Origin of the sequence: Synechococcus sp. PCC 7502, assembly GCF_000317085.1 — a bacterium.
Taxonomy (GTDB): Bacteria; Cyanobacteriota; Cyanobacteriia; order Pseudanabaenales; family Pseudanabaenaceae; genus PCC-7502.
On the sequence record NC_019702.1, the window covers coordinates 1,960,612 to 1,972,538 of the forward strand.

Below are 11,927 nucleotides of genomic sequence, written 5' to 3' on the forward strand. Positions count from 1 at the left end.
AAGACTAAGGGCTTATTCTTCAATGATTAAACATAGCAAGAAATGTTTGCTAATTACTTTATTAATTCTGATTTTAGGTAGCTAAAGTAACTATAATTCCCTAAGCCGCAGCCAAGGGTAAAATCAAACGACTGAGAATGCGGTTGTCTTCTAGTTTATATAGGGATAAATCCCCTCCAGCTTCGTGCATCAGGCTTTGACAAATTGCTAAATGTAATCCTGGCGGTTGATCTAATACTGAAGGAGCCAGAACATCAGGAGATCGTCCCTCATGCATTTCCATTAATAAGCTTGGATCGATTTCGCCATTATCTGTAATTGAAACTTCTAGCGATCGCTCATCAATTTGACGACACCATATATCTACCCTCCCCCCAACTGCCGACCGTCCACAGGCAAACAGCAGTAATTCATGGATAATCATTTCAATTTTGGCAATGTCTCCAGCAATCACCACACTAGCTTGATTATGCACCTGTGACCACATTTGGCGTTGTTTAATAATGGCATCTACCCGTTCCAGTGACCGCTTTAAAAGACCAGCTAAAGGCGCAGTTTCATAGTTGGGGCGTAACCGCCATTGTTCTTTACGGATAATTTGGGGAAGGGGAGATAAAGAGGCTTGTAGTTGCTTAAGAGAATGTTGGAGGCGCAAATTACCAACGGCATCAGCGCCATCGGTGCGGGTTTCCAGTTCTAGGAGTCTTTGTACTCCACTTCCAACGGAGCGATAAATATCCTCAATCCGCCTTTGTTTGTACCAATTTAGTCGCTCTAGTTCGGTGCGCTGGTGCTGTAAAGTTTCAACAATTACTAGGTGTCGCCGTGACCATGCCAACTGATTGGTAAGCATACTATAAGCCTGTAATTGCCGATCTAGCCATCTACGTCCGGGTTTATCTGCTACCAACAGCATACCCGTGGGCTGATGTTCAGGGGTAGTGCGGAGGGCGATCGCCAAGATTTGACCAATACCACGAGCATTTAACCACTGTAGGGTTGGAGGCAAGAGATCATGAACGGATAAGGGCAAAATTCCATCGGTCTGAATTGTCCACTGCACTAGGGGATCGCTTTCTATGGGTAGTAGGGTTTCATTAATATTTAAGCGAAAATCCTCATGACTGGCAAAACTAGCAGCGATTTGCCCTCCGATTCGTCCAGGTAGCCAAGTGATTAGAACTGATAAGGGAGCCTGCATGACCTGAGCCAATAACTGAGCGGCGGCGGGATGGAGCTTTTCTAAGGTATTCGCCTGTTGTAAAGTCACTAGCCCAAACTGGACGGCTTGGTGGAGTTTTTGGCGATCGTCGGCTTGTCTTTGTATATAACCTTGATGGAGGATTAATCCCACTTGCTGGGCAACGGCTTGGACAATTTCCCGTTCTGGTTTTGACCAAGTGCGTGCTGACTCATGCCCCACAGCCAAAATACTCTCAAGGGGTTTACCTAAAGCGGTGTTACTAAGTAAGAGCGATCGCACCTCCATGTCCATTAAAGTAGATCGCCAAGACACAAATCTGTAGTCAGTTTCAAAGTTCTCAATCGAAATTGTTTCCGATGACTGCTCCATCATGTGCCAATCTACGGCTGATAGCTCCGCAAAAGCCTTGGGCATTGGTCTTCGGTTTTTAGGATGATGCTGAAAATAAACTTCAAAGCTACCCGTATCTTTATTGTGTAAAACTACCCAAAATCTTTCGGCACTTAAGCGTTGACACAACTGTTCCGCTGCCATTTGCAAAGACTCTTGCCAGTCAGCATCCGTATAAATTGCCTTCGCAATCCCCGACGTTAACACCTGATCAGAGGCAATGCGTTGTACCATCGACTCCATCTCTTCCAAGGGTGCTGTTAGGGCAATTAATTGAGACGCGCCTTTAAGATAATTTTTTTCAATGTCTGTCCACAATCTTGGTTCATCGTTTTCAATACTAATAAAACCAATTAATTCAGTTTGAAAAATAATTGGAGCGGCAATCAACGACTCTGCCCCAAACTGCTCCATTACTCTGGTACTGATGTCGCCTTTAGTCATGTTGCGAGCATCTACGACCACCACCAATTGATCCTTAACCAGAGCCTTGTATAAATCGGGAGCTTCTTGCACAGTGATGCCTGCTGTATTTTCGTTGCGGTTACCAGCAGCTAGGTTTTTTTGTTTATTAACAGTACGCCGCCAAAAATATTGATGTTCCCGCTCAAACCAATACACATGGGTACGAGACGGCATAATAAAGTTATGGGTTTTTTGGACAACTTCCTCTAGTCTTTCATTGAGACTGTGGAGCGATCGCAATTTATCTAGTAGGGAAAGAATTGGCTCATCTGGACGTTTAACCTGTTGATAATGTACATCTGACTCAAGACGTGACAGAGTGGAACCAAGGGTACCTAATAATATTGATAGGCGGGCTCTCTCTTCTGTACGAGAAGAAACATTCCATAGCCTAGAACCTAATAAAACTAGTCCACAGGAAACATCTTTGTGATAAATCGGAAATAGCAGGGTACCTTGAATATCAAACTTAATCGCTAATTTTTGCCATTCCCCACTACGTTTCTCCTGTCTTAAATCAGTAATAGGGATCGCTTTTTTCATGACTATAACTTGATCCAGTAAGTCACCGGGTTCAAGCACAAATCTTTCTTTTAAAAACTTAATTTCCCCTGCGGGGGTAACTCCACCCTTACCCACAAGTCGATGATTGGAGCGATCATAGAGGGCAATCCAAATTAGCTGATGATCAAATGTATCTTTTATATAGTCAAGAGTTGTGGCAATCAGGGCATCCACATTATCTTCCTCTCGAAGACTTCTGAGTACCCGTCCCAAGTTTATAAGCTGCTGATCCCAGGCACTGGATCCAATTTGAGTCATATAATTATGCCCTAAACTCTTCTACATGGCAGACAGTTCAATTTCCAGACTTTAGACCTTATTTAAACTAACTAAAAAATCAGCTTAAGATAAAAATGTAGACTGTACTTAATACATACTAAAACACATACAGGCTGATAATGCTATAAGCCATCAACATAACTCTATTTTTTATCTGTTTTTGAGCTAAGTTTGATCTAAGGTGTGACGACATGGGTAAGAAATTAGGTGAATTGGACAATGATGCATCAAATATATGTGGTGAGTTTTTTGGGCAAGTGTTAATGAACTAAGTTGACATCATCAAGACTGGATGTAACATTGGTTTAGTCTCTACAGCATTTCTTAGTAACTTTCAAAATTGAATTCCCAAATAAATCGCTAAACTCACGCTAAATCCATGATGTGGTCACGTCGCCAAATTATTCAAACCCTACCCCTATTCTGCTTAGGAGCCTGTGTCAGCACCCAGACTAGTCAAGTTACACCATCGGGTAAAACCAAGATTATATTTTGGACAATGCAGTTAAAGCCAACTTTTAATGACTACATGGCAGCATTAATTAGTGAATTTGGCAAAGTCAACCCTAATGCTGAAGTGGAATGGGTGGATGTACCTTGGGCGGATATGGAGCAGAAAATTTTAAGTGCGATCGCCTCTGGCACTGCTCCCGATGTTGCTAACCTTAACCCTCAATTTGCTACCAAGTTAGCAGAAAAAAATGCCCTTGTGGATATGCAAACTGCCATTCCTACTCAAGCTCAGGCTTTATATTTCCCAAATATTTGGAAGGCTAATCAATTAGGTGCTATTACCTTTGGACTACCTTGGTATGTCTCAACGGACGTAACTATCTATAATCGTGATTTATTTACTAAGGCGGGTTTAACCCAACCTCCCCAAACCTATGCCCAACTGGTGATTGCTGCCCAACAGATCAAAGCTAAAACGGGGAAATATGCCTTTATGCTGACTATGGATGGGACTCAGGTACTAGAATCGATGGTACAAATGGGGATGGAATTACTCACTCCCGATCGCAAAGCAGGATTTAATACCGATGTAGGCAAAAGTGCCTTTAAGTATTGGGTAAATCTGTTTGAGCAGAAATTAATTCCCCGTGAAGTTTTAACGGAAGGACATCGAAAGGCGATCGAGCTATATCAGGCAGGAGAGTTGGCAGTTTTAATTACTGGTCCACAATTTTTAAAGCTAGTTGCGGAAAATGCTCCAAATATTGCCAAGGTTTCCGATGTGGCTGTGCAAATTTCTGGGGATACAGGCAAAAAAAGCGCGGCGGTCATGAATGTAGTGGTGCCAAAAAGTTCTCAATCTCAGGATTTAGCATTAAAGTTTGCCACATTTTTAACTAATGATGCTAATCAACTTAGTTTTTCTAAGGTTGAAAACTCTCTACCTTCGACAATTCAAGCGGCGGCTGATCCTTACTTCTCCCAATTACCCAAGGATTCATCACCATTTACCAAAGCTCGCATTATTAGCGCATCTCAATTAAAACAATCAGAAGTATTAATTCCCCCTGTTAAAAATTTAGAGAATCTGCGTAAAATTATTTATGAAGAATTACAGTTAGCTATGCTAAAACAAAAAAGTAGTGATGAAGCGATCGCCACGGCAGCAGAACGTTGGGATCAGCTAGTCTAGATTTATTATGTTATATATTATTTAGTTCACCAAGTCTTAACAGGTCTTAACTAGTATTGGCAAAAGGATAAACTTAAAATGCGGCTATAGAGGTAAAAACGGTGTTCAAGCAAATACGATTATTCAAGATTAACCGAGGGCTTTATACTCATAAAGTAACCGATCACTATGCTGTTCTAGGGCTACCTTTAACAACAACTGACAGCGAGACCTTTCGTAATAAGTATTTGCAATTAGCTAAGCAGCTCCATCCCGATTTAGCTCCACCTAACTCTCCTGATACTGAAATTGCTGAGAAGTATTTGGCAAAACTAGTTAATCCCGCCTATAAAGTCTTGTATAGCGATCGCGATCGCAAAGAACACCTTGCTACCCTAAGATTGCTAGGACAGAGACTCAAACTTAAAGGAGAGCAGCCTGAACTGCACTGTGAACTTGCCAAAAAGTTACTGAAATATTCCCATGAACAAACCTACGTTAAATATTTTGAGGAAATTGCCAGCCGTCAGTATGAGTCTTTAGACCAAGTTTTAGATCGGATTGCGGATTTGAGTGAACTTAACTTGGTGTATGTAATGACTCAAGAATTAAGCTTTATAGATGATTATGTGAATATACCTCAACCTGAACCCGAAGCACCTAAGGTCTCACCCGCCTATCGTAATTTGCAGCTAGCAGAGTTATTTATTAGTAAACGGCAGTGGGCAGAGGCATTGAAAGAGCTAAAAAATGGGGAAAAGCTTGATCCCAATAATGCTAACCTCCAAGCTCAGCTAGGCTTTGTGTATATGAATCAAAATATTACGCTCATGGCTAAAAATAGCTTCCAGAAAGCCTTAAAACTTGATCCCAAGGAACCAACTGCCCTCAAATACATAAAGCAAGTTTCTGGCACTACTCAGCCTGCAAAAAAAGATGAAAAAAAGGGTGGATTCTTTGGTTGGGGGAAAAAATAATTAATTAGCTTAACCTCTAAACTTTAATGTAACTTCGCAAATATAGCCATATTGCTTTATGATAGATAGTAATTGAAAGGGAGTAGCTACTAGCACAAAAGCTAGACCACTTGGATCAACATACTGGCGATCGCCTGGTTCAAGTGACAAGTTTAATTTCTCAAGACTTGGCAGCGAGACTTTCACTGAGTTCCACACCTGATGTGGGCTTGGTGAGGTCTTGGTTATCTCTTCAAGCTCAGTCAGGAGTTTTTGAAAACCTGAAGGAGTTTGCAAGGGTGTTAACAGCTTTCACAGCAAGTTTATTACTAATCACTATTTCTGAATTGGGTGATAAAACTTTTTTTATTGCCGTGATTTTGGCTATGCGCCATCCCCGTCGGACGGTGTTTTCCGCAGTGCTGGCAGCGCTTGCTTTGATGACCGTACTTTCGGTTTTATTGGGACAGGTCTTAACACTTTTTCCTAAACTATACGTTCACTATGCCGAGATCGCCTTATTTGTGATTGTTGGCGTAAAGTTACTTTATGATGCCACACAGATGACAGCGCAAGCGGAGCAGGAAGTAATCCAAGAAGCGGAAGAGGTGGTGGATATTCAAGATTCTCCTAAATCGGTAGCTACAATTCCTATCTTTGGTAGGTTTTTGGGTAATATTTTAGCCCGCTATACTTGGTTAGGTGTTTGGGCGCAGGCGTTTGTGATGACATTTATTGGTGAATGGGGCGATCGCACCCAAGTAAGCACGATCGCTTTAGCCGCCGCATATAATCCGTTTTTTGTTACCTTTGGTGCCATTTTAGGACATGCCATTTGTACAGCGATCGCTGTAATTGGAGGTGGTTTAATAGCTGGCAGAATTTCGGAACGAGTAATTACAGGAGTTGGAGGCATACTATTTTTAATTTTTGGGGCGATCACCTATTTACAGGGAGTTTAGTATGTTAGATTTTGCTAACAAGGCAATATTTTCTGATTCATGCAGCAGCTAATTTATTTAGAAATTCCTAATCCTGGTACTAATTCTGTTAAGAAATGGCTTCAATCTAGCTTTATTCCCCTATCTGGCAACAAGGTCTTAACTCCTGATGGGTTTTTAATTGCATCTGGTGATGCTGAGGTATGCGTATTTGTCTGGTCTTTACAGCGCACTACTTACCTGAAGGCTTTTCGCTGGACAGAGGCAGCTTTAGCAGATGAACAGAACATTCTTAAAGACCTTACCAATCGAATTCGCCTAGCATTTCCGTCTCAATATCCTGCACCGAGGGCAGCGATCGCCCAAGAATTAGCTAATGGGGTATCAATTTTTACCGCTTTAGAGTCAGACTATCCCCTCACGGTGAAATATTTTCAGAAACTCCCCAATGGAGAATACGATCTAAATCGGGTGTACTGGTGGGAAAAGCGGTGGCGAGATAGTGTCTGTAATCCCCAAAAGCCGAATCAGGTGATTTTCCGTAATACTGAATCCAACTCAGTTCAAGAGCCTGAATATGACTTGATCTATATTGGTGGGGCATTAGGCATAATTCACGCCACAATGATGGCAAAACTGGGCTATAAAGTCTGCTTGATCGAACGCCTGCCCTTTGGGCGCATGAATCGGGAATGGAATATCTCTAGGGCTGAGTTTCAAGGGTTGGTAGATTTTGGACTATTTACCCAAGCGGAATTTGAAAGCATTATTCTGAGGGAATATGTGGATGGGTTTAATAAGTTTTTTGATGGTAATAATCCTAGTAATGCTAAAGCGGCAGTATTGCATACACCCACGGTTCTAAATGTGGCGATCGCTTCTGAAAAATTACTAAAAATTTGTGGGGACAAGTTAAAAGAATTTGGCGGTAAGATTTTTGAGCAAACAGAATTTGATCAAGCTGTAGTTAGTAATTCTGGGGTTACAGTTAAAGCTCATAATTTGCTCACCCAAGCAAGCTTGGAACTTACAGGACGGTTACTCATTGATGCTATGGGTTCTGCCAGTGCGATCGCCCAACAGATTAATAACGGCAGAGCGTTTGATAGTGTGTGTCCCACCGTAGGCGCAGTGCTGGAGGGCATAGACCCCAGTGTATGGGATCAAAAATATGGCGATGTCCTCTTCAGTCATGGGGATATTTCCCGTGGGCGGCAACTAATTTGGGAGTTATTTCCCGGTGCTAATAATGAAATTGCCATTTATCTATTTCACTATCATCAGGTCAATCCTGCAAACCCCGGCTCATTGTTGGAAATGTATGAGGATTTCTTTGCTATTCTGCCTGAATATCGGCGGTGTGATATGGAGCAGCTAGTTTGGAAAAAGGCAACTTTTGGGTATATCCCCGGACATTTTAGTCTTGGTGCCAATGCCCGACAGGTATCTTTTGATCGGCTATTAGCGATCGGGGACGCTGCCTCTTTGCAATCTCCATTGGTATTTACAGGATTTGGGTCTCTAGTCCGCAATCTGCCCCGTTTAACCGATTTACTGGATACTGCCCTTAAGCATGATCTACTGTCCGCCGATCAGTTGCAGCATATTACCGCCTATCAAAGTAACGTAGCCGTGACATGGTTATTTTCTAAGGGCATGATGGTACCTACGGGTAGAAATTTACCCCCAGAGCGAATTAACTCCATGCTCAATTCATTTTTTGGAGTAATGGCAGATCAAGAAGGTAGTGTGAGCGATCGCTTTATTAAAGATCGATTAGGCTGGGGTATGTTTAATCGCTTGGCAATAATTGCTGCTTTTAAAAATCCTAAAATTATCACTTGGATTTGGGATATGGCAGGAGCGCAGGATATGGCAAGGTGGTTAGTTAGCTACTTTTGGTTCACTATTGATGCTCTGATGCACTTTTTGCTGGCTAAATCGCTGCCTAAATATCTCAGTCAAAATCAAGGATGGCTAGAGTCCAAATATCCTAAACTTTGGCTTAAGTTGCTCAGTTGGAGCTATGGCATTAACTATTCCATTGGCAATCCCACAATCAAATCTTAGAATCGACTCAGCATCTGTTAGTTTTTTATTTTAGGTTTTTATTTCTATCAGCAAATTAAGTAAATTATGAGTGAAGCAGTAACTTGGTCAACAGAGGCAGAAGCTAAATTACAAGAAGTTCCCTTTTGGGGCAGATTTTTGGTGCGAAGGGAAGTGGAAAAATTTGCGCGAGGCTTGAATAAAAATGAAGTATCAATAGATGTATATAATCTGGCAAATCAAAAATGGCAGCGAGAAAAACCTAAGGATTAGGACTCTGGTACTTTCGTTAATTTACAGTCTAAATATCTCGCAATAAACGAATTTGTGCCAAGGTAAAAATTACGGGAATAATTCGCGCATAATTGGTAGCGATCGCCCGCCAGCCTAAATCCGCAAAAAATACCCCCCATAAAGCGGGAGTAATAAAAGAAAAAGCAGTTCTAGCTACAGCATACTTAGCCGCAGTTGATGCCATTCCATACTTGGCAATATTAGTCGAGATATAAACCTGTAATTTATTAGCGATCGCTGTACCACCTAATTTAATCGCCTCTTGACCCACTTGATAGGTTGCTAAATGAATGGCAAATTGTCTAGCTAGAAAACTCATCACGGCTGGTTGAATCACTGTACTAAGAGCGATCGCCCCCGAACCCTTAAGTACTAACCCTAGGGGATCATTATGGAGGTGCTTAGGCAAACTTTTTTGTAAATCTGACTCTGTTAAAGCTAACTGCATAGAATCATTTAAGCGTTTACGTTCCCGAGGTGATAGCTTCTGCCAAGACTTTTGAATTAACCCCAGAAACAACTCTGCTTCAATTTCTGCCACAGTTTGAGACTTAGAATAGGTAACAGCTAAGTGCTGACACACCATCTCTAGGACTTGACGGTAGCTAACTTGGTTAGTTTTACCTTTTAAGACCGTAAGCCCGTCAGCCGCTAAGAACTTAAACCTCTTGGCGATCGCCTCAATTAAATCTAGCCTATCTCTACTTTTGAGCTCATTTACCTTGGGCGTAGCCACATAATCAAGGGGATTAAACTTGCGCCTGAATAAAATATCCGCACAGTAATGCAGTTCCTCGTCTGTTGCTAACTCTAAAGCCTCAGTTAACTCATCCATAGATATACCCAATATACCTGTGGGGAAATACATCCCCCTTGCCAACACTACTTTTTCGTTGCCACAATTACTAAAATTACAAGTAGTAATACCACAGCTACACCAACTCCTCCTAAAATCAGAGAAATCAGAGATTGCTGCTTGCGTTCTAGGTTTCTAATTTTTTGACGATGTTCGTTATCGATCGCCTGCTGTTCTTGTCTTAATTCTTGGGTAACACGATTAATAATCTGCTGCACATCCCCACTAACCAATGCCACCGCCGATTGTCCCAATTCAGGTTGAACCCCAGTAACCAAGTTATTAACTGCTTGTAGTCGTTCTTGGATCAGTGTTAGCTTCTCATCGATATGACGAGCCTCCGATTGCAGTTGGGCAAATTGGTAACTTTGTGCCTTAACCTCTTCAAGGGTACTTAATAGGGTTTTATGCTCTTTTTGTAAAGCTTCCAAGGCATCTAGCCCACCCAACTCACCAACGGTACTACCGACAACACTAGCAATTTGCTCAATATCCGCTTGCACCTCAACTACTTCATAAGCTTTGCGCTCTGTATGCAGGGTTAACTGGGAGACCAATTTAGTATCCTTCTGAAATTGTGCTACCGAACCTTCTACAGACTTAAACTCTGCTTCTAAGGTTTGCAGTCTTTCTTCAATTTGCGGATTCAAGTCAGAACCTACTGATGCCTTAGCATCTTCTAGCTTCTGTTGTAGAGCATTAATAGTTTCCTGTCCGCCAATCTCTTGCACAGCAGCTAAAATCGCCTCACGATGTTGGGAAACCTCTGCTTCAACTTGCAGCGATCGCGCCAGAATCTCCTCAGTTTTATTAATGCCACTGGCAATTGTTTCTAAGAGTTCTTGCAGTTTTTCTGTACTATCTGAATTTATAGGTTCTGTCACTGACTAATCTCCACATTCAACAAAGTTTGCAACCCGAAGCACGAATGGCATAATACCAAATCTTGCCTAGTAATTTAGCGCATATATCCCTCAATTAGCTAGACCTTTTACACTTAGAGTCATAATTTTTATAATTACTCCACAGAGAATTCATAACATCAACTTATTTTTACCAACCAAATCACAGTAAATAATACGACTGCGTAATTAATATTTACATTTTGTTACAAATACTGTAATATTTTAGATGTGTATAAACGGTAAAAAATATGACTACGAACAAAATTAATTTTGCAAATACCAATGTCAATCCAACTGGTCAAGGCGTATTTGGATTTAGCAATTTTGCCGAGCTTTGGAATGGTCGCATGGCAATGATCGGATTTGTGGCAGCTTTAGCAGGGGAAGTAACCACAGGGAAAGGTATTTTAGGGCAAATTGGCATTAATACTAGCGGTGGTGATGTTCTTGTTGCTCTTTTTCTCGCAGGATTCACAGCCGCAGCAATTATTGGTTATTACGCCGTCAAACTCAGTAATGTTCAAGCCATAGCCTCTGAAAATAGCTAGATTTTAGCCCCGTTGAAAACTCAAAGCCTCTCTGTGCCAAAGCTAAAGCTGTACTAAAGAGAGGTTTTTTATTTTTCTATTCTTTCTCGATACGGTTTAGAATTGAATATAAGTGATTTTGAGGGTAGATATTGTGCTTACACTGCGAAAATCCGAAGAAAGAGGATTTGCTAATCATGGCTGGTTAAAGAGTTACCATACTTTCTCTTTTGCTAACTATTACGATCCTGCTCATATCGCATTTCGGTCTTTAAGGGTAATTAATGAAGACTTTATTCAGCAGGGAATGGGATTTGGTACCCACTCGCACAAAGATATGGAAATCATTACCTATGTGCTAGAAGGTGCCTTAGAGCATAAAGATAGCATGGGTAATAGTTCGGTAATTTATCCCGGTGAAGTACAGAGATTAAGTGCTGGTAAAGGCATTACTCACAGCGAGTATAACCATTCTCAAACTGAACTTGCTCACATTTTGCAAATCTGGATTCTACCCGATCGCAATGGGATCGAACCTAGCTATGAACAAAAAACCTTTACCACCGAGGAAAAGCAGGATCAATTAAGACTAGTCGTTTCCAAAGATGGTCGAGACAACTCAGTTACAGCACAACAGGATTTAAATATCTATGCCACAGTCTTGAGTCCCAATTCTAAAATTGCCTATACAGTTCCCGAAAATCGCTATGGCTGGCTGCATATTGCTAGGGGTAAAGTCAGTATTAACGATCTGCTTTTGAGTGCAGGGGATGCCGTAGCAGTAGAAACTCCTCAAACCCTAAATATAGTTGCTGAAGCCGAAGCCGAAGTCTTAATTTTTGATTTAGCGTAAGGAATTTGCTTATTGAATTC

Annotated in this window: 10 protein-coding genes; 7 read left to right on the forward strand and 3 right to left on the reverse strand. The window is 41.4% G+C overall.

The genetic code is table 11. The annotated features are described in order from the left end of the window. Nucleotides 1-100: 100 nt before the first annotated feature. Entirely contained in the window at nt 101-2,881 is a 2,781-nt protein-coding gene (locus SYN7502_RS09625; protein WP_015168645.1) for a sensor histidine kinase, read from the reverse strand. 400 nt (nt 2,882-3,281) lie between these two features. On the opposite strand from SYN7502_RS09625, the gene SYN7502_RS09630 reads away from it, so the two are divergent. The 5 genes from SYN7502_RS09630 to SYN7502_RS09650 all read left to right on the forward strand — a co-directional run bounded on the left by SYN7502_RS09630 (nt 3,282) and on the right by SYN7502_RS09650 (nt 8,745). Further along, nucleotides 3,282-4,547, forward strand: coding sequence for an ABC transporter substrate-binding protein (locus SYN7502_RS09630; protein WP_015168646.1), 1,266 nt, complete (start codon nt 3,282-3,284; stop codon nt 4,545-4,547). A 101-nt stretch (nt 4,548-4,648) separates the two neighbouring features. Continuing rightward, nucleotides 4,649-5,503: a tetratricopeptide repeat protein gene (locus SYN7502_RS09635; protein WP_015168647.1), complete on the forward strand. Its 855-nt coding sequence runs from the start codon at nt 4,649-4,651 to the stop codon at nt 5,501-5,503. 278 nt (nt 5,504-5,781) lie between these two features. Next, nucleotides 5,782-6,444: a TMEM165/GDT1 family protein gene (locus SYN7502_RS09640; protein WP_041430092.1), complete on the forward strand. Its 663-nt coding sequence runs from the start codon at nt 5,782-5,784 to the stop codon at nt 6,442-6,444. A 39-nt stretch (nt 6,445-6,483) separates the two neighbouring features. Continuing rightward, a complete protein-coding gene (locus SYN7502_RS09645) occupies nt 6,484-8,493 on the forward strand; it encodes an FAD-dependent monooxygenase (RefSeq protein ID WP_015168649.1) in 2,010 nt (669 codons plus the stop codon). Nucleotides 8,494-8,559: 66 nt separating this feature from the next. Continuing rightward, a complete protein-coding gene (locus SYN7502_RS09650) occupies nt 8,560-8,745 on the forward strand; it encodes a PCP reductase family protein (protein WP_015168650.1) in 186 nt (61 codons plus the stop codon). Nucleotides 8,746-8,773: 28 nt separating this feature from the next. Here the strand turns inward: SYN7502_RS09650 and SYN7502_RS09655 are convergent, their stop codons facing one another. Further along, complete coding sequence (locus SYN7502_RS09655) at nt 8,774-9,601, reverse strand: YaaW family protein (protein ID WP_041430093.1); 828 nt, start codon at nt 9,599-9,601, stop codon at nt 8,774-8,776. 47 nt (nt 9,602-9,648) lie between these two features. Beyond that, nucleotides 9,649-10,506: a hypothetical protein gene (locus SYN7502_RS09660; protein WP_015168652.1), complete on the reverse strand. Its 858-nt coding sequence runs from the start codon at nt 10,504-10,506 to the stop codon at nt 9,649-9,651. A gap of 269 nt (nt 10,507-10,775) precedes the next feature. Here SYN7502_RS09660 and SYN7502_RS09665 point away from each other — a divergent pair, with 269 nt between their 5' ends. Both SYN7502_RS09665 and SYN7502_RS09670 read left to right on the forward strand, forming a co-directional pair. After that, the gene (locus SYN7502_RS09665) at nt 10,776-11,075 is read left to right on the forward strand and encodes a chlorophyll a/b-binding protein (protein WP_015168653.1); all 300 of its coding nucleotides are present in this window, start codon (nt 10,776-10,778) and stop codon (nt 11,073-11,075) included. Between the two features lie 133 nt (nt 11,076-11,208). After that, on the forward strand, nt 11,209-11,907 hold the full coding sequence (locus SYN7502_RS09670; RefSeq protein ID WP_015168654.1) for a pirin family protein: 699 nt from the start codon (nt 11,209-11,211) through the stop codon (nt 11,905-11,907). The last annotated feature ends 20 nt before the right edge of the window (nt 11,908-11,927 follow it).

Bases quoted from the DNA above. Each gene is read 5' to 3' on its own strand.
- SYN7502_RS09625 (WP_015168645.1), bottom strand. From the start codon at position 2,881: ATGACTCAAATTGGATCCAGTGCCTGGGATCAGCAGCTTATAAACTTG.
- SYN7502_RS09630 (WP_015168646.1), top strand. From the start codon at position 3,282: ATGATGTGGTCACGTCGCCAAATTATTCAAACCCTACCCCTATTCTGC.
- SYN7502_RS09645 (WP_015168649.1), top strand. From the start codon at position 6,484: ATGCAGCAGCTAATTTATTTAGAAATTCCTAATCCTGGTACTAATTCT.
- SYN7502_RS09650 (WP_015168650.1), top strand. From the start codon at position 8,560: ATGAGTGAAGCAGTAACTTGGTCAACAGAGGCAGAAGCTAAATTACAA.
- SYN7502_RS09655 (WP_041430093.1), bottom strand. From the start codon at position 9,601: ATGGATGAGTTAACTGAGGCTTTAGAGTTAGCAACAGACGAGGAACTG.
- SYN7502_RS09665 (WP_015168653.1), top strand. From the start codon at position 10,776: ATGACTACGAACAAAATTAATTTTGCAAATACCAATGTCAATCCAACT.